The organism is Dyella sp. ASV21 (genome assembly GCF_016428975.1).
Lineage (GTDB): Bacteria > Pseudomonadota > Gammaproteobacteria > Xanthomonadales > Rhodanobacteraceae > Dyella.
In genome coordinates this window covers 52,962-72,016 of the sequence record NZ_JAELTT010000009.1, presented here as the reverse complement: position 1 = coordinate 72,016, position 19,055 = coordinate 52,962, and the positions used below count along the sequence as shown (strand labels likewise).

Genomic DNA, 19,055 nt, shown 5'->3' with positions numbered 1-19,055 from the left:
ATTAACTAATAGTGGGGCTCCCAGGTCTACGACGGCGAAGCCTCGGGTGCTTTGGGGGCTCTTCATCTCCTTCCAAATCGCCCAACGATGGTTCTGACATGTCATCGTCGGCATGGGTGAGATGCGCCGCGGCCTCACGAAGCGCTTGGTTAAAGGCTCGCAAACGTTCCGGATCTAACTTTTTCCTGTATTCGTCTGCCAATCGTGATGAGCCATTGTTCTGAACACCTAGCAAAAAGTCCTTGTTCCGATCTTCTACTTCTGCCCTGGCAACCCCCTCAGATAGTCCGTCAGAAATTGGCCCGAAGCCTTGCAGCTCCACAACAAAGTATTCATTCCTCAAACTCTGGGCACCGTTTGGCTCCTGAGTTTCTTCGGCCCAACGAGCAACTTGATACGCGCCAGAACCGCTCGCGGAAATACGCTTTGGTGTCATCTTGATTTACCCCTTCCTCACGCCATAGCCATCCAACCAATACATTCTTCCGTCACCGGAAGCTGCGCCCTTAGCTCAGCGATAGTCAAGCCGACCAAACGATCCTCTTGCCCCTGGATGGCATCCTCACCTTTATCGTCAATGCCCAGCACGTCTTCGATGCAGCCTTGTGACCAGACCCAAACACCTTGGGCCACCAGCGCATCGTGAACCTCGCCAGCAACGAGGGCCCCGTATTCGTCAGCAGCCATCGCCGACCAGACCTGGGCTGCGGTGAAATCCGGTGACTTTGCTGGCAAACCATTGTCACCCAGCCGGAACCCGAGCTCTCCCTGCAACCGTTGAAGCACCGCCTTGGCCTTGGCGATGTCCGCTCCATCCTTGTCGAGCAATGCCCCTGTTCCCTTGCGGGCATCCACAAAGGCAAAGTCCAGATCAACGATGGCACCGCACTTGATTCCCATGGCTTTTAAGACGGCCATGCCCTTGATGATGTTGGCGGCCCCACCCAGAGAGACGAGGCAGACATGATCCAGCTCGGGTCGCTTCCCCCTCAGCTTCTCGTAAATCAAGGGAAGCAATCGTTGGTCTGTCTTGCCCTCACACAAGATCACCTTGTCTGAGAAATAAATGTCGGCAACATTGCCAAGCGTGAAGAGCGTGCGTGCCTGATCGGGGCCTGCCTCAACCGCTTGCATCACCGCTTCCCGCAACGGCCGCTTGACCGCCGTTCCGGCTTGATTGCGGTGAACAATAACGGTGTCCGGTGCATTGTCCCGGCTGATCATCAACGGTGAGTGGGTGGCGAAAATCACCTGGAAGCCACCAGCGGAAAGGGTTTTCAGAGCCTCTCGAACCGTGCGGACAGCCTGTGGGTGCAAGAACAGCTCGGGCTCATCAATGAGCAGCACGCGCCTGGCAATGCCTCGGGCTTGCCCGTGCCGCATGTCCGCAAGCAATCGGATCAAGGCCATCTGAATGGCGCGCTGGGCTCCTGTGCCCATCTGATCAAATCGTCGGCGCTCGCCACTGACGGCATCCGTCACATACAAATCGCCAGTCTTGAAAAACTCTTTGATCTCGACCTCAGGCACGTCCATGCCCAACGAGAGACCCGGGAACAGTTCGGACAACGCACTGGTCGCATCGGCATCGAACTGGGTGAGTAAGCGAGACCGTTGCGCCCCGTCTACACCCAGGACATTCCGCACGGCATCAAGAGCGTTTTGGATTTCCGCATGAGCTTCAAGCACCGGCGCCATGATTTCATCGAGCAACCCACGGATGGTGCTGCCGGCCTTGCCCTTGCCCAAGTCTTCCTCGACATCATCCATCGCAACGACGTGCAGGGCTTCCGGCAAGAGCGCGCGCACCGCATCGGGAAGGCCCGTGGGGTAGCTGCGCCATCCCGTGGGCACACCGAGTTCGTCCAGCGGATCAGCGGGCTGCCATACCTCCTGCTTGGGCTTGGCGCCGGCAGCCACGATACGGATCCAGAGATGGCCATCACCACAGTAAGGCTCGATCGCTGCCCGATGGTTCTGGGCTGGAATCAGCCCGAGCAGTTCCGGGGTGATGCCCTGGATGCAGGCGGCGATGATCACCGGCTGCTGGGGATCAGCGGCGTCCGTCTTGGCCAGGGTCTTGGCCGACAGAACGAGCTTGATGGCTTCCAGTATCGTGGATTTGCCGGTGTTGTTCTGTCCGACCAAGGGTGTGTAGTCCCCCAGCGTGAGAAGCACGCGCCGGCATGCCCTAAAATTCTCGATGTAAAGGTGACTGAGCCCGTGCATTCCCTTTCCCCTGTGTCCTGGTCGTTCAACTATTTCTTGGTCCGCCTCGGGGCCGACCTGCGCTCGATCAAAGCGGCCTCCAAATCAAGGAGCGGCAACAGTCCTTTGAAGTTGAGCCACTTCCCCCAAGGAATTTCGGGAAAACACTGAGAGAGCTCCTTAGGCGTCCAGGCACGCATGTAGTCCGCCTCATGGACATCCTCTCCCGCTTCGTGCCCTACAAGAGCGCGGCGGCGCTCCGCTGGCAACGGTGACCCTTGAAGCACTTGGATCATGTTCTTTCGGAGGCTATGGAAGCCAATGGTGCCGACCGCCCGCCGGGGTTGGATACCAACGCTTTTAAGGTGGTAAGAGAAACCCTTGGAAATGGCGTTGCCAGGACTAACCTTGGGGTTCACCGGAATAGTGGGGAACAAGCGATCCTCCCCGCGTTCTCGCAGTGCCTCCACTCGCTTCCAGAGGCCCAGGCGGATCAAGTCGGGATGCAAGGGAACCAGTCTCTTGCTGTTCTCGTTCTTCAACGACTGACCATCGTTATCGTTGGTGATACGAACACAGGGCACGCCATCAATCTCTTCAAAGTCCCGCAGGTAGATCTGGGCGACCTCGGACACGCGCGCACCGCTATACAAACCAATCAAGGCTCCCCATCGGACGTGCGCCTGCCGAATACGCTTCATCGCCAAGGGGTCAAAGATCTTTGGCAGATCTGCCAACTCGAACGCCTCCCAGGCATGCCCCTGATTGCGCCGGGCCGCTTTGTCCGCGGCCTTCATGACCACGACACCCCTGACGGGATTCACCGTGAGGTGACCCATCCGGATTTGGCTTTCGAAGATCTGGGCAACATGGGAAACCATGTTGGCCACATAGCGCTTGGTAAGGCCATCGCGTTGGAGCTGATTGGCCCAGGCCGCAGCCATAGGGCGCGTGACCTCGTCTACCTTCACCCCAGCGCCGATGTATTTGAGGAAGGAGGCGCATGACCGTTGCCGTTGCTCCCAGGTGTTGGCTTTGACGTTCTTAGCGTCAACTTCCTCGTATTCCTTGGTTGCCTCGGCCAGGGTGGGCGCGCTGCTTCGAGGCTTGGGGACGATGCGCGCGGAGGCGGGGGCACCATCACTCTCCATCGGTGCAATGGAAGCGCGCCGGGCCATCGCCATTTGGAGGGCCTTCAAGGCCGCTGCGTTGTCCGCAGCGGTGCCGGTGGTTTTGAGTGACAGGCCTTCTGGCCCATCATTGAGTTCGAAACGCCGGATGTTTGCCAGCAGATCATCCAGATCATGCGCCATGGTCCCCTCTCCCTTGGCTCGGGCACTGGCGAAGATTTGAGCACACCGAGCCCCCAATGCGTAAGCACACGCCCGTGCGGCACCCGGGTCATGGGTGCCCAGGGATCGTTTGAGGACGGAGACGCCAAAGACCGGTCGCAGGTCTCTGGGGATATAGATGCGGAAGTGCCACATGCCGCTGGCGCGGCGAAGGAGATGATGTGCGAGACGCATGGGCGGTTGACCAACCCCGAAGGGCCCGGTGCCGCCTTTTCGATTACTGGCAAACGTCCAGTAATGAAAGACTTACGGTTGTGGCGGAGAGAGTGGGATTCGAACCCACGGTAGGCTTACACCTACGGCAGTTTTCAAGACTGCTGCCTTAAACCACTCGGCCATCTCTCCGATTTGTCTCCGCAACAGGCGCGCCATGCGCGCCGCTACGGCAGTTTGACTCCGGGCATCCTGCCCTTCGCCCCTTCGGGGCCATCGACATGCGTCGATGTTCGCTTCGGCTCCTGCCTTCGCGTCAAGACTGCTGCCTTAAACCACTCGGCCATCTCTCCGATTTGTCTCCGCAACAGGCGCGCCATACGCGCCGCTACGGCAGTTTGACTCCGGGCATCCTGCCCTTCGCCCCCTCAGGGCCATCGACATGCGTCGATGTTCGCTTCGGCTCCTGCCTTCGCGTCAAGACGGCTGCCTTAAACCACTCGACCATCGCTCCGGAAATTATGCAACGCCGGTTGAGGGCGTTGGGTTCCTGCTCTTGCAGGAATGCCGGGCGGAGCGGTTGCGGTAGCGTATCCCATCGCCTGACGGGGGTTACATGCTATCAGGAATGGGGCGTGCTGCCCTGCCCTTTCTTTGATAGCGCGATCATGGCCCACAGCATGATGCCCACAGGAATGGCGGCGCCTAGCAGCGGGAGCAGCAGCACCGGCTGGCGGATCACCATGGGCACCAGTTGGGTGGCGGCGGCAAAGGCGATGACCCAGAGGCGCGCGGCGCGGCTGCGGCGGGCGAACCAGAAGGCGCCGAGCACCAGCACGGTGGCGGTGATGGAAAGCACCAGATCCACCGTGGGCACCGGGAACATGCTGACCAGGCCAAGGCGTGTCAGCAGCTCCGTGGCGAGAATGGCCAGCAGCGTGTAGCTGGCGGTGAACTCCACCTTGTCCCAGCGCGCGCTGCTCATGCCATCGGCCTCAGGCGATCTTTTCCAGGCCGCGCATATAGGGGCGCAGCGCTTCCGGCACGGTGATGGAGCCGTCGGCGTTCTGGTAGTTCTCCATCACGGCTACCAGGGTGCGACCCACAGCGAGCCCTGAGCCGTTCAAGGTGTGCACCAGCTCCGGCTTGCCGGTGGCGGGGTTGCGCCAGCGGGCCTGCATGCGACGCGACTGGAAGTCGCCGCAGTTGGAGCACGAGGAGATTTCGCGGTAGGTGTTCTGGCTGGGCAGCCACACTTCCAGGTCGTAGGTCTTGATGGCGGCAAAGCCCATGTCGCCGGTGCATAGCAGCACCTTGCGGTACGGGAGGCCGAGCAGTTGCAGCACTTTCTCCGCGTGGCCGACCATTTCCTCCAGCTGCGCGTGCGATTGCTCCGCCGTGGCGATCTGCACCATTTCGACTTTTTCGAACTGGTGCTGGCGGATCATGCCGCGCGTATCGCGACCGTAGCTGCCGGCTTCGGCGCGGAAGCACATGGAGTGTGCGGCAAGGCGCATGGGCAGCGCATCGGCCTCCACGATGCTGTCGGCAACGAGGTTGGTCAGTGCCACTTCGGCGGTGGGAATGAGGTAGCGCTTGGCGTCGCCCACGTGGGTGGAGAACAGGTCTTCCTCGAACTTGGGCAGTTGACCGGTACCCTGCATGGTGTCGCCATTGACGATCAGCGGCACGTTGCATTCCAGGTAGCCGTGCTCACCGGTATGCAGGTTGATCATGAACTGCGCGAGCGAGCGATGCAGGTGTGCAAGCTGGCCGCGCAGCACGGTAAAACGCGCACCGGAAAGCTTGGCGCCGGCATCGGCGTCGAGCCAACCATGGCGGGCGCCCAGGTCCACATGATCCTTCACGTCGAAGTCGAACGTGCGCGGGGTGCCCCAGCGCAACTGCTCGGCGTTTTCGGTTTCGTCCTTGCCCAGGGGCACGGACTCGTGCGGGATGTTGGGAATGCCCAGCGAAATGGCGGCCAACTGGGCCTGCACGTCGGCCAGGGCGGCTTCGTTGGCCTTGAGCTTGTCGCCGATGCCGGCCACTTCGGCCATCAACGGGGCGACATCTTCGCCCTTGCCCTTGGCCTGACCAATGGCCTTGGACCGCGTATTGCGCAGGTTCTGCAGCTCCTGCGTCTCGGTAGACAGCTGCTTGCGCTGGGTTTCCAGCGCCTCGATGGCCACTACATCCAGTTCGTAGCCACGGGTTTCCTTGAGGCGCGCGGCGGTTTCGGCCAGGCGCGAACGCAGCAGTGCGGGGTCCAGCATGATCAATCCAGGTAATTGACTCAGAACGACCGATTATCGCTGCGGGGCCGTGGAAGCCGCAATGTCGGCGCCGGGGCTGCGCCCGCCGCACGGATAGCCAGCACGCCGTTACCCCGCTCCATGCGGGGTAACGAGCCTACGGCTAAGCGCCGCGCCGGCGGTTTCGGCCTAGCCACCAGGCCATCACCGCACCCGCCAGTAACCAGCCGATGACCTGCTCGATCAACGCCGCGAGAGTGAAATTGAGGGGGAAGCGGTACCAGTTCCAGTACGGGACCATGGTGCTGAGCCAGGCAAATACGGCCGCTGCCAGGGCAATGCTCACGCGCGTGGCGAAGCTGAAGGCGGCCAGCCCCATCACAAAGGCCAAAGCCAGCGCTGATAACGTGTCCGATGCCCATTGGCGGGGTAGCTGGCCACTCATATCCATCAGGTTTTCGCCCTGCGGCAGGTAAACCACCCAGGCGTACGGTGAGGCCTTGGATTTGGCGGCATACGCGTCGGTCACCGCCTTGTCGCCGAACTTGGCCGGGTCCATCGACGGCAGGATGTATACGCCGGGCTGCTCACCCAGGCCGGGATGCAGCGCGGCGAGTACGGTGTCCTCGGCCACCGGCTGGTGCATGCCGACATTGCCCAAGCCCAGCGCCATGTGAGCCACGGCGCCCCACAGGAACATCACGATTCCGCCCATCAGTGCGGCAACGAGTACTCGCATGACTGCGCCCTCCTCTCGCGATTGTTGGTGCAGGCAATCTATGCCCGCATTGCCAACCCGGCAAGCACTAGCGGCGGCGGGCACGCGCCTCGCGCCGCTGCTCGCGCAGACTCAGCAATTTCTCGCGCAGCTTCAGCTCCAGGCCACGCTCCACGGGCTCGTAGAACACGGTGCCTTCCAATGCATCGGGCAGGCACTGCTGATCCAGCGCGATACCGCCTTCGGCGTCGTGGTCGTATTGGTAGCCCTGGCCGTAACCCAGACCCTTCATCAGCTTGGTGGGCGCGTTGCGCAGATGCATGGGCACATCCAGGGTGCCGGTGCTTTGCACCACCGCTCGCGCCTGGTTGTAGGCCATGTAGGCGGCGTTGCTCTTGGGCGCGATGGCGAGCCAGATGGCCAACTGCGCAAGGCCAAGCTCGCCTTCGGGGCTGCCCAGCCGCTCAAAGGTATCCCAGGCATCCAGCGCCATGCGCCAGGCACGCGGCTCAGCAAGGCCCACGTCCTCCACGGCCATGCGGGTGAGCCGGCGCGCCAGATACAGCGGGTCCACGCCACCATCGAGCATGCGGCACAGCCAGTACACGGCGGCATCCGGATCGGAGGAACGGATGGATTTATGCAGCGCCGAGATCTGGTCGTAGAACTGCTCGCCGCCCTTATCGAAGCGGCGCGTGCGGTCGGCCAGCACCTGGGTCAGCGTGGCCTCGTCGATGCGGTGGTCTTGCGCCAGTTCGGAGGCGATTTCGAGCAGGGTCAGCGCGCGGCGCACGTCGCCATCGGCAGCCTGCGAAATCAGGCGCAGCGATTCGTCCGATACCTCCAGATTCATGTCGCCCAGGCCGCGTTGGCTATCGCCCAGCGCGCGCCGCAAAGCCACCTGGATATCGTCGGCCGTTACCGCCTCCAGCACGTGCACGCGACAGCGCGAGAGCAAGGCGGAGTTGAGTTCGAACGACGGGTTCTCGGTGGTGGCGCCCACAAAAATGATGATGCCGCGCTCGATGTGCGGCAGGAAGGCATCCTGCTGCGCCTTGTTGAAGCGGTGCACCTCATCCACGAACAACACGGTGCGGCGCCCCTGGGCGAAATTCCCTTCCGCCTCGGCCAGCGCCTTGCGCACGTCCGGCAGGCCGGAGAGCACGGCGGAAATGGCGCGGAAATCAGCGTCCGCATAGCGGGCCACCAACAAGGCCAGTGTGGTCTTGCCGCAACCGGGCGGCCCCCACAGCACCATCGAGTGGACACGGCCGGCTTCCAGCGCGCGCCGCAACGCCTTGCCAGGCGCGAGCACGCGCTGCTGGCCGACGATTTCATCCAGGCTGCGCGGCCGCATGCGTTCGGCCAGGGGTTTCAGGTCGTCGGGCTCGGCGAACAAGCCCGGCGCATCGTACAAATCGCTGCGTGACATGCCCTGCATGATAGGGCATTGGCCCGGCCGCCGGCCCGTCCGGCGACTACCTACCGGCCTGATTGCCCAACGCCGGCAGGCGTATGCCGGCAGCGCTCGGCGTATCACCGGCCGCGGCGTCATCGGCGTCGTCGTGGCGGTGCCATCGCGCGTGAGCGTCCACCTGCACGCGAGCCACCGCCTCCAGCGCGTCAATGGCGGCCTGGCGCTCGGCCAGCACGGCCTCCTGTTCGATACGGCGGGCCGCCAACAGTTCAGCCATACCGCTCTCGCCCAGTGCATAGGCGCGAGCGGCCTTGCCGGCGTGCTCGCGGGCGGCGTCGCGTGCTTCGCGCTGGCGCTGCCAGATCTCCCGCTGCGCCCGCGCGGCGGCTACTTCGGACCGGGCTTGACGCTCGATATCCCGCTGCACCAGGGACAGCTCGGCCTCGGCAAGCTGCGCATCGGCAGCCGTCGACGCAGCTTCCGCGCGGCGATAGCTGCCGCCCAGGGGAATGCCCACCACCAGGCCGTACGCGCGCTCGCGGCCATTGCGGTCGTTGAGCACGCGAATGCCCACGGTGGGGTCGGGTAGGCGATCGGCCCGTGCGCGACGTGCCTGCGCGTCCTTTTGCCGGGCCAATGCAGCCGTGGCGCCGATTTCGTGACTACGCGCCACGATCTGCCCTACCCAGCCTTCATCGCTGCCCTCCAATGCCGGTGGCGTGTAATCGGCCAGCGGCTCGCGCTGCGGTAGCGGCAAACGGGTGAAGCTGCTGTTCCAGGCCAGCTCGGCTTGCGTTTGCGCCGACTGCGCGCGCGCCAGCGCCGCCTGGGCCTGGGCCAGCAAGGCCTCCACGGCCAGCCGATCGCGCACCGCCGCATCGCCCAGCTCCACCCGACGCGCCACGGCGTCGCGATCACGCTGGGCAATGGCCACCAACTGCTCCCACTGCTGGCGCTCCACCCGGGCACGCTGCCAATCGGACCAATAGGCCAGCAAGTGACGCGCGGCCGCATGATGCGCATCCTCCAGCCCAAGCTGGGCGGCCTGTTGACCGCTCGCGCCGATTTCGCGATCCAGTCGCACCTTGCTGGGCAAGCGCACCGAGCGGGTGAGATCCATCTCCCACTCGTTGTAGTTGCGATCGCCGGGCACGCGGCGCTGCTGCGGAATCAGGGTAAGTTGGGTTTCATAACTGCCACTGGCGCGCATACGTGCCTGGGCGTCCGCACGCGCCAGGCCCGCCTCGGCACCCCGCACTTCGGGCACTTCGCTTACCGCGCGAAGCACCAGCTCTGCCGGCGGCAACATCGGGTCCGCCGCTTCTACCGCCCATGCCGGCGCACAGGCCAGGCTGAGCAAGCACCAAAGCCGTTTCATATCGGCGCCCCCTCGTGGTCCATCGGTCGCTTAGGCAGCCAGGTCGAGGCCGACACCTTCGCCCGTCGACACGGTGCGCTCAGGGCGCGTCGTTTCAGTACGTTTTGCATGCCTTCCTACCTCGACGCGCCAAAGCGTCGGAACAACACTGGCATCAACAGCAAGGTCAACGCGGTGGATGTCACCAGGCCGCCGATCACCACCACGGCCAGCGGTCGCTGCACCTCGGAACCGGGGCCGCTCGCCAGCAGCAGCGGCACCAGCCCCAAGGCGGTGATGCAGGCAGTCATCAGCACGGGGCGCAGGCGACGCAATGCGCCCTCGCGCACCACCTCAGGCATCGCCATGCCGCTGGTGCGCAGTTGAATGAAGTGCGACACCAACACCAGGCCATTGAGCACAGCAATGCCCAGCAGGGCAATAAAGCCCACCGCCGCCGGCACCGACAGGTACTGCCCGGCAACCCATAGCGCCACGACGCCGCCCACCAGGGCGAATGGCACGTTGCAGAGAATCAACAACGCCTCGCGCACGCGGCCGAAGGTAAAGAACAGCACCAGGAAGATCATGCCCAGCGACACCGGCACGACAAATCCCAGGCGTGCGGCGGCGCGTTGCTGATTCTCGAACTGGCCGCCCCAACTCACGCTGTAGCCGGCGGGAAGATGCACCTCACGCTCCACGGCGGCACGGGCCTCATCGACGAAACCGACCAGATCGCGCCCGCTCACATTGGCCTGCACCAACGCAAAGCGCGAGGCGTTCTCGCGGCGTACCTGCACGGGCCCGCTGGTGGATTCCAGCGTCGCCAACTGCTCCAGCGGCACCTCGCCGCCGTCGCCACGCGCCACGCTGATCTGCCCGAATCGCTCGGGCGCGCTGGCGATCTGTTCAGCGCCACGCACCACGATGGGCGTACGGCGCTGCTGCTCGATGACCGTGCCGGCATTGCGGCCTTCCAATTGCGCGCGCAATTCGTCCTGCACGGTGCTCACATCCAGGCCATAGCGCCCCGCTGCCTGTCTGTCGATGCGCACGCCGAGATAGCGCATGCCTTCCTGCGTTTGCGCGATCACGTCCTGACTGCCGCGGGTGCGTTCGAGAATGGCCGCCACCTGGTTGGCGAGATGGTTCAGGCGCGACAAATCCGGGCCGAATACCTTGATGGCAACGTCGCCACGACTCCCCGTGAGCATCTCCGATACACGCATCTGGATCGGCTGGGTAAAGCCGTATTCGATACCCGGGAAACCATCCATCACCTCGCGCAGCTGACCTTCCAGCCATGCGGTATCCGGGCCGCGCCACTGTTTGCGCGGCTTGAGCTGCAGGAACATGTCGGTCTCGTTGAGCCCCATGGGGTCCAGGCCCAGTTCGTCCGAACCCAGTCGCGCCACCACATGCGCTACCTCGGGCAGCTTGGCACGTACGGCACGTTCGATCCTGAGGTCGAGATCGCGCGAGGCTTCCAGCGAGATCGACGCCGGCTTGACCAACTGCATCAACATGTCGCCTTCGTCCATGGTAGGCATGAAGGTCTTGCCAACGTTGATGTAGGCCAGTGCACCCACGCCCAGACTCAGCAACGCGATCACCACCATGGCACGGCCATGACGCAATGACCCATCCAGCAGCGGCCGATAACCGCGCTCGAGCTGGCGCATCAGCCACGGCTCACGATGCGCGCCCTCGCGCAACACCAGGGAGCACAACACCGGGATCACCGTGAGCGACAGCAGCAGGGAACCGGCCAGCGCAAATACGATGGTCAGCGCCACCGGACCGAATAGCTTGCCTTCCAGCCCCTGCAGACTGAGCAGCGGCATGAACACCAGCACGATAATGACGATGCCCGCGGTGACCGGCGTCGCCACCTCGCGCACTGCGAGATAGATGCGCTGCAAAGGCGTCGAGGCTTGGGCATACTCGCCCTCGGGCGCCAGCCGGCTCACCGCGTTCTCCACCACCACCACTGCGGCATCCACCAGCATGCCAATGGCGATAGCGAGGCCACCCAGACTCATCAGGTTGGCGCTCATGCCAAACAGGTGCATGAGCAGGAAGGTGAAAAGTACCGCCAACGGCAGTGTGACGGACACCACCAGTGCCGCACGCACATTGCCCAGGAACAACAGCAACAGCAGCACTACCAGCACGCTGGCTTCGATCAGGGCATCTTGCACGGTGCGCACCGCGCGCTGGATGAGGCTGCTGCGGTCATAGAAGGTTTCGATGCGTACACCGGCGGGCAGGCCGCGTTGCAACTCGGCCAGTCGCTCGCGCACCGCCGTTACCGTCTGCGAGGCATCGGCACCGCGCAAACCCACCACCAGGCCTTCTACCGCCTCGCCTTCACCGTCGCGCGTCACCGCACCGTAGCGCGTGAGCGCGCCATAGCTCACCGTCGCCACGTCGCCCACGCGCACTGCCACGCCATCACGCACGGTCACTACCGCCTGCCGCACATCATCGAGCGTAACCATGGCCCCGGCGGCACGCACGATCAGTGTGTCGTCGCCGTCGCGCAAACGGCCCGCGCCATCGTTACGGTTGTTACGCTCGATCGCATCCACCACGTCACGAAAATGCAAGCCGGCCGAAGACAGCCGCGCACGATCGGGCGTTACCAGAAAACTCCGCACCTCGCCGCCCAAGGCATTGAGATCGGCCACGCCAGGAATCGTGCGTAGCGCGGGGCGAATGGTCCAGTCCAACAGACTGCGGCGCTCAGCCAGACTCAGCCCACCACCTTCAATGGTGAACATGAACATGTCCGAGAGCGGCGTGGCGATGGGCGCAAGACCGCCACGCACATCGCCAGGCAGCGCGTCCGCAGCGCTGGCAAAACGCTCGGACACTTGCTGGCGCGCCCAATAGATATCGGTGCCTTCGGCAAAGTCGAGCGTGATATCGGCCATGGCGTACTTGGTGGTGGAGCGCAGCATCGCCGCCTGCGGAATGCCCAGTAGCTCCATTTCCAACGGCACGACCACGCGACTTTCCACCTCCTCGGGGGTCATGCCAGGAGCCTTGAGAATCAACTTGACCTGGGTCGGCGCAATATCGGGATACGCATCGATGGGCAAGCGCAGGAAGGCCCATGTACCAGCGGCGACCAGCGCGAGCGCCGCGAGCAATACCAGCAACCGCTGCGCGAGGGAGAAGGCGATCAACCGCTGCAGCATGTCAACGCCCTTCCGCCGCCGCGCCGGCCTGCAAGGCATCCAGCGCGCCCGTCGCCACCTGCTCGCCCGGTTTCAACCCGCCGCGCACAAGGCGACGCGTATCGCCATCGCGCGCCAGGGTGCTCACTTTCACCGCTTGAAAGCTCGCGCCCCGCCGCACATACACCCGTTCGCCACCTTCCTCGCCTTGCAGCGCCGCCAACGGCACCGATACCACCTCCGGTGGCGCGGGTAACCACAGGGTGACGTGCGTCTGTGCGCCAGGCAGCAGACCTGCCGCCTCGCCCTCGGCGCGGATCAACACGGTCTGGCTGGCGGGATCGAGCACGCCCGCCGACTCGGTTACACGCGCTCGCGCGCCATCGCGCGTCTGCACGTCCTGGCCGCGCCGCACCTCACCCGCCACGGACGCGGGTACGCGCACCTCCAGCATCACACGCTCCGCGCTTACCAGCACGAATGCCTTAGCCAGCGCATCCGCGGTGCTGCCAGGCTGCAGGCTACGTTCAACGATGCGCCCATCCGCGGGCGCGCGCAGTTCATAAACGCCCATGCCGCCCGGGGCGGCAGGTGCCCATCGGCGGGCCGCATCCAGTTCGCGCAGGCGAGCGGCGGCAGCATCACGCGACGCGTCGCTGGCCTGCACGCGCGCCTGCGGCACGATGCCTTCGCTCAACAATTGCCGATCGCGTTCCGCCTGCGCGGAGGCAACGCGATAAGCGCCCTGCGCCGCCGCCAATTCCGCCCCCAGCGTCATCGCTTCGCGGCTTTGCACGGTCGCCAGCACCTGTCCGCGCTTGACCGTATCGCCCTCGCGCGCCAGCACGGCAAGCACTACGCCGGGGAGCGGCGTGGTCACCACGGCGGTGCCTTGCAGCGGCAACCGCGCGGTCGCGGGGAGTTGCTCCAGGGGCACGCGCTCAATCCGCGTCACCACCGCCATGGGCACCTGCGCGGATGCATCTACAGCGCAGGCCGCCGCCGTGTAAAGGGCTAGGAACCCGCAGCCAACAAGCCAGCACCGCATGCTTAATCTCCGATATCGCTTCGGTGGCGAGTATCGGAACGCGGAGCTTTGGCTGCGCTTAAGAAAAGCCGCCGATGCGTTGACTGCGGCGCATGGTCACGGCCAGGGCTTACCGCTCAGGCAGGGCAATGGATTGGATATCGGGCAGCGGCCCCAGCGAGGCCCACAACATGCCCTCATCCAGGCGGAAGCTCAGCCGCAGCCCCAGCACGGCCGCCAAGGTGGCGGCCAGCGCCAACCCTAGGCCGCCGTGACTATTCGCCTCGCGCGCGGGCGACTTGCGCCAGAAGCGCTCGCCCAAATGCGGCAGGTCGGCTGCCTCCAGATCCGGTGCCACGTTGCCGATGTGCAGCCACCACGCGCCCTGCTGGGACATCAGCGCCACGTCGATCACCGCATCCGGTGGCGCGTACTCCAGGGCGTTGAGCATGAGGTTATCGATGATGCGCTCAAGCAGTGCGGAATCGGATTGCACCCATGCCTCTGCCGGCAAGGGCGCATGCACACGCGTATCGGCACCGGCACGCCGCAGCAGCGGCACCACATCCATCGGCTCCAGCTCGGGCCGGGCCAGGCCGGACTCGTAGCTGGATAAGGCCAGCAAGCCATCGATGCAACGCTGCATGCGATCCATGGCGGCTTTTACGCCATCCAGCGCACCGGGCACCACCGCGTCGCGCTGGGCAAGCTCCACCGCCGCGCGCATTTCGGCCAGTGGTGTGCGCAGTTCATGGGCGACATCACGCGAGAATCGCCGCTCGCGCTCCATGCCGGCATGCAGCCGATCAAACGCGCCGTTGAGCGCTTCTGCAAAAGGCGTCAGCTCCTGCGGCAAATGCTGATGAGGCAGGTGTGGCGGCTTTTCCGGCACCCGCGCCGCTTCACCGAACGACAACAGCGGCCGCAAGCCGCGCCGCACCGTGACGATCGCCAACAACGCGGCCGACAAGGCCGTGCCCAGCACACCACCCAGCAATGCCACGTGGATATTTCGCTCAAAGCGATCCACATGCTCGCGCTCCTCGGCCACCGCGATAGTGGCCGGCTCGGTGGAACCGGGAAACAGCAAGGTCAGCGCCACCGCACGTCCGCGATGGTTGTCGGGCAAGGCGAGATCGTAGAACAGCGGCCGATGGGCGGGCACCTGCGCGGGCATCTCCAGCCGCCCCGCCGCATTGCTGCCGGACACCAGCAAGGTGCGCCCGCGAGCATCCCAGACTTGAAGGTATTCGGTATGGCCGCCCCCGGCGTAGGCCGGATGCAAGGTCTGCAGGCGCGCCATGGCGACCTCGGCCGGCGGCGTCTCCAGCAGCTTCACGATGCCATGGGCGCGCTGCAACAGATCGCTATCCAGGCGCTCGTAGATGCGACGGTCGATGTTGTAGTCGAGCACCACGAACATGGCGGCCATCAGCAGGCTCAGGCCCACGCACAGCGTCAGCAGCAGGCGCCCGTGAATGGATTGGAACAACCAACTACGCAGCGATGACATAGCCGTACCCGCGCCGCGTTTCGATCAGGTCGGGCAAACCGGCGCGGGCAAGCTTGCCGCGCAACGTGCTCACCAGTACCTCGATCACTTTGTCCGATGCCTCGCTTTGCGCGTCATACAAATGTTCGAACAAGGCGCCTCGCGCCAGCACGGTGCCGCGCTGGCTGAGCAAGGTTTCCAGCAGACCGTATTCCTTGGGCGTGAGCGCCAGTACGCTGCCGTCGACACGTGCGAGCCGCGCGCGAGGATCCACCTCCAGCGCACCTGCGACAAGCAGCGGCAACTGGCTACCGCCGCGCCGCGACACGGCAAGGATGCGCGCCAGCAGCTCATCGTAGGCAAAGGGTTTGACCAGATAGTCGTCGGCACCCAGGTTGAGGGCCTGAACCCGATCCGTAACCTGATCGCGTGCCGACAACACCAGCACGCCCGGCGCGCCCTGCCCCTGTTTAATCCGTTGCAGCACCTCCCAGCCATCCACCTTGGGCAGCATCAGATCAAGCACCAGCACGTCATAAGCGTAGGCCCCCGCAAACGCCAAGGCCTGTGCGCCATCGCCGGCGAGATCCACGGCATGACCGTCGCGTGACAGTGCCGCCTGCAGATCGCGGCCCAGGGCGGGTGAATCCTCAACGATCAAAAGACGCATGACAATACGGGCTCGGTCGGGAGATGCGGGAATGACACAAGGGCGCTGGACGAACGCGCCTGCCCGAGGTCCGCGGCATCATAGAGCATGTGGCAATAGGGTCTGGCCGCTATCATGTTCGCCCAGACGCCACGAAGGCGTGGGGCGCAGGGCGAGGCACATGGCCAAAACGCAAGACCTCCGCAGGGCAAGTATCGCCCCAGGCATGCGCTGGATCGCCTGGCTGGCGGCTCTGTTGCTGAACCTGCTGCCCTGTCATGTCGTGCTGGCCAATGATCCATGGGCGCCATTCGATACCCCGTGGTTCGAACGCCTGAGCGTCAGCGATGGTCTGCCGCACTCGATCACCACCGCGCTCGCGCAAGACCAGCGCAATCTGGTGTGGATCGGCACCATGAGCGGCCTGGTGCGCTACGACGGCTACCGCATGCAGGTGTTCACCGCGAGCGATTCGGCCAGCGGCTTGCCCGATGCCTACGTGCGCAACCTGCTCACCTTGCCCGACGGCAGCTTACTGGTGGGCACCAACGCGGGCGGCCTGGCGCGCTTTTACCCGGCCACCAACAGCTTTCGCCATTATCCGGTCGGCAAGGGCGGCACCAGCGACCGCAAAATCTATGCGTTGGCGCACGACGGCGACGCGGGCGTGTGGATTGCCAGCGAACTGGGGCTAGACCGCCTGGACCTTCACACCGACCGCATTACCCCGGTGCCGACCGACGCAGGCACATCATCGCGCAACTTCAGCGTCCTTCAGGACCGCGCCGGCAATCTGTGGCTAGGTAACAACAATGGTCTGTTCGTACGCTTTGCCGGCACCAAAAACTTCGTGCGTCCGCGCCGCCCGCACGGCGACGTCGACGCGGTATTGAACGACGGCATCTGGACGCTGCACGAGGACCGCGAGGGACGCTTATGGGTGGGTAGCACGCGATCGGGTGCGGTCTATCGCGATGCCGACGGCCACTGGCAAACCGTGGATGGCTTCAGCGGCTACCTGCCGGGGCAGGAGCGCCGCCCCACCGTGCGCGACATCCTGGAGGTATCGTCCGATACGGTCTGGCTGGGCACGGATGGCGATGGCGTGATGAGCTATACGCCCGGCGGCCATGGTGTGCGCCCACTAGCGCATGACGCGGCCATGCCCTCGTCACTGCCTGGCGATTCGGTGCGGGCGTTGCTGCAGGATCAGTCCGGCAATGTATGGGTGGCTACCGACCTGGGCGTCGCGCGCCACACGCTCAATGCGCGCACCGCGTTCGCCCTGCTGCCTTCCACCCAGGAAAACCGCACGCTGGCCAATACCAATGTGCGCGGCATCTTTGTCGACACGCGCGGGCGCATCTGGCTGGGCATGAGCGCAGGCAGCATCGACATGATCGATCTGGACCGGGCCGTGATCCGCCACCTGCAACTGGGAGGCAACCAGACGCGCCGCGATGTGCAGGCCTTCGCGGAAGCCCCCGACGGCACCATCTGGGTAGGTACGCAGGGGTTGGCCCGCATCTCGCCCGACACGCTCACCCTGGAGAACTCGGTACTGCCCGCGCTGGATGACAAGCCTGTACTGCACCTGCTAACCGAAGGCCAGCAACTGCTGATCGGCACCTATGACGGCGTCTATCGCTACGACTTGCGCACGCACGCATTGGTGCACTTCGAGCACGACGCCAACGACGCCCGCAGCCTGGGCAGCAACACCGTGCGCCGCATAGCGCAGATCGGCAACGCGACCTGGTACGTGACCAGTCACGGCATCAGCATAGCCAACGACATCCTGCAGACGCGTGGTTTCACCAACCTCATCAACCAATCGGGCGATCCGCAGAGCCTGCCCAACAACTTGGTCAGCTCTGTTACCGACGATCCGCAGGGCGGCCTGTGGGTGGGCACGTATGGCGGCGTGGCCATGCTGGAGCCCCGCAACGCGGGCGAGCCCTATCGCTTTCGCACCATTGGCGTCGCGCAGGGACTAAGCAGCCAGAACGTCAACGCCGTGCAATCCGACGACCAGGGTAATCCGTGGGTGAGCCTGCCTAACGGCATTTCCATGATCGACGGCAACACGCACGTCGTGCGCAACCTCAGCGGCCGCGATGGCCTGCGCATCAGCAGCTACGTGTATGCGGCATCGGCGCGCGCGCCGGGCGGCGAATTGCTGTTCGGCGGACTGGGCGGCCTCACCGTGATCCGCCCCAGTTGGCGCCCGACCGATACGCCCGATCCGCCGCTTGCCATTACCTACGCCACCCTCAATGGCTTGCCGCTTGCCTTCGGCAAGTTGCCGCGCCCGGGCGAAACGCTGCGCCTGGGGCCGCATAACCGCAGCCTTCGTGTGGATTTTTCACTGCTCGACTTTCAGGCGCCGACGGAGACCTATTACAGCTACCGCATGGATGATTTCGACGAAAACTGGATCGAGGTGCCACGCGGCAGCCTGCCTTCAGCGCTCTACACCAACCTTCCGCATGGCAACTACCAATTGCATCTGCGCGCCCAGACCATGGGCATGCAGCCACGCGTGTTCGAAACGGTGGTAGGCGTTACCGCCGAGCCACGCTGGTACGAGACCGTCTCGGCCATGATCGGCGGCGGCGTATTGCTGCTGGCCCTGTTGATCGGCGTGATCCAGCTGCGCACGCTGTACCTGCATCGAAAAGCGCGTGAACTGCAGCAACAGATCGACGTACATACCCGTGACCTGGTCAGCGCCAACCGGCGCCTGGACGAGTTGGCCAGTACCGACGGGCTCACCGGCCTCTACAACCGTCGACGCTTCCTTGAGCTCGCCGAAGGCGTGCGCCAGCTGGCGGACGATGGCGGTGCGTGCATTGCCCTGCTGGATCTCGATGGCTTCAAGCAGATCAACGATGCCTACGGTCACCTCGCTGGCGATGAAGTCATCCGGGTTTGCGGCCAGGTGATGCAGGCCCAATCCCGCGAAGGCGATCTGGTCGGCCGCTACGGCGGCGAAGAGATGGTGGTATGCCTCACCGATGGCAACCTGGAGCAGGGTTTGGCCATGGCCGAGCGCATACGTCTCGCCCTGGCTGCCAGCCCTATTGTCTACGAGGGGCAACGCATTGCCATTACGGCCAGCATCGGCGTGGCCGCGTGGCGCACCGGCGAGACCCTGTCGCAGTGGCTATCACGTGCCGATGCCGCGCTTTACGAGGCAAAGCACGCGGGCCGCAATCGATCCGTCGCGGCAAAGTGAGTCG

13 protein-coding genes and 1 tRNA gene are annotated in these 19,055 nt (G+C 64.4%); 1 reads left to right on the top strand and 13 read right to left on the bottom strand.

All coding sequences use genetic code 11. The features are described from left to right. Position 1: 1 nt before the first annotated feature. The 13 genes from JHD67_RS05175 to JHD67_RS05115 all read right to left on the bottom strand — a co-directional run bounded on the left by JHD67_RS05175 (position 2) and on the right by JHD67_RS05115 (position 15,834). On the bottom strand, positions 2-436 hold the full coding sequence (locus JHD67_RS05175; RefSeq protein WP_199098003.1) for a hypothetical protein: 435 nt from the start codon (positions 434-436) through the stop codon (positions 2-4). Between the two features lie 17 nt (positions 437-453). Then, on the bottom strand, positions 454-2,229 hold the full coding sequence (locus tag JHD67_RS05170) for an AAA family ATPase (RefSeq protein ID WP_199098001.1): 1,776 nt from the start codon (positions 2,227-2,229) through the stop codon (positions 454-456). A 29-nt stretch (positions 2,230-2,258) separates the two neighbouring features. Next, complete coding sequence (locus tag JHD67_RS05165; RefSeq protein WP_199097999.1) at positions 2,259-3,521, bottom strand: site-specific integrase; 1,263 nt, start codon at positions 3,519-3,521, stop codon at positions 2,259-2,261. Between the two features lie 294 nt (positions 3,522-3,815). Then, positions 3,816-3,905 (bottom strand) — tRNA-Ser (locus tag JHD67_RS05160). A 430-nt stretch (positions 3,906-4,335) separates the two neighbouring features. Next, positions 4,336-4,698: an LrgA gene (locus tag JHD67_RS05155; RefSeq protein ID WP_199097997.1), complete on the bottom strand. Its 363-nt coding sequence runs from the start codon at positions 4,696-4,698 to the stop codon at positions 4,336-4,338. Between the two features lie 10 nt (positions 4,699-4,708). Beyond that, positions 4,709-5,989: a serine--tRNA ligase gene (serS, locus tag JHD67_RS05150; RefSeq protein WP_199097995.1), complete on the bottom strand. Its 1,281-nt coding sequence runs from the start codon at positions 5,987-5,989 to the stop codon at positions 4,709-4,711. 142 nt (positions 5,990-6,131) lie between these two features. After that, a complete protein-coding gene (locus JHD67_RS05145) occupies positions 6,132-6,707 on the bottom strand; it encodes a hypothetical protein (protein WP_199097993.1) in 576 nt (191 codons plus the stop codon). Between the two features lie 67 nt (positions 6,708-6,774). Next, on the bottom strand, positions 6,775-8,118 hold the full coding sequence (locus JHD67_RS05140) for a replication-associated recombination protein A (protein ID WP_199097991.1): 1,344 nt from the start codon (positions 8,116-8,118) through the stop codon (positions 6,775-6,777). A 46-nt stretch (positions 8,119-8,164) separates the two neighbouring features. Next, positions 8,165-9,481 (bottom strand): TolC family protein, encoded by a 1,317-nt coding sequence (locus tag JHD67_RS05135; RefSeq protein WP_199097989.1) that lies wholly within the window; start codon positions 9,479-9,481, stop codon positions 8,165-8,167. Between the two features lie 116 nt (positions 9,482-9,597). Then, positions 9,598-12,666, bottom strand: a complete 3,069-nt coding sequence (locus tag JHD67_RS05130; protein WP_199097987.1) for a CusA/CzcA family heavy metal efflux RND transporter — start codon at positions 12,664-12,666, stop codon at positions 9,598-9,600. Position 12,667: 1 nt separating this feature from the next. After that, positions 12,668-13,693: an efflux RND transporter periplasmic adaptor subunit gene (locus tag JHD67_RS05125; RefSeq protein WP_199097985.1), complete on the bottom strand. Its 1,026-nt coding sequence runs from the start codon at positions 13,691-13,693 to the stop codon at positions 12,668-12,670. Between the two features lie 109 nt (positions 13,694-13,802). Further along, a complete protein-coding gene (locus tag JHD67_RS05120; RefSeq protein ID WP_199097983.1) occupies positions 13,803-15,185 on the bottom strand; it encodes a histidine kinase dimerization/phospho-acceptor domain-containing protein in 1,383 nt (460 codons plus the stop codon). Then, positions 15,169-15,834 (bottom strand): response regulator transcription factor, encoded by a 666-nt coding sequence (locus tag JHD67_RS05115; protein WP_199097981.1) that lies wholly within the window; start codon positions 15,832-15,834, stop codon positions 15,169-15,171. The genes JHD67_RS05120 and JHD67_RS05115 overlap by 17 nt, the downstream gene beginning before the upstream one ends. A 205-nt stretch (positions 15,835-16,039) precedes the next feature. On the opposite strand from JHD67_RS05115, the gene JHD67_RS05110 reads away from it, so the two are divergent. After that, complete coding sequence (locus JHD67_RS05110; RefSeq protein WP_199097979.1) at positions 16,040-19,051, top strand: ligand-binding sensor domain-containing diguanylate cyclase; 3,012 nt, start codon at positions 16,040-16,042, stop codon at positions 19,049-19,051. Positions 19,052-19,055 lie beyond the last annotated feature (4 nt).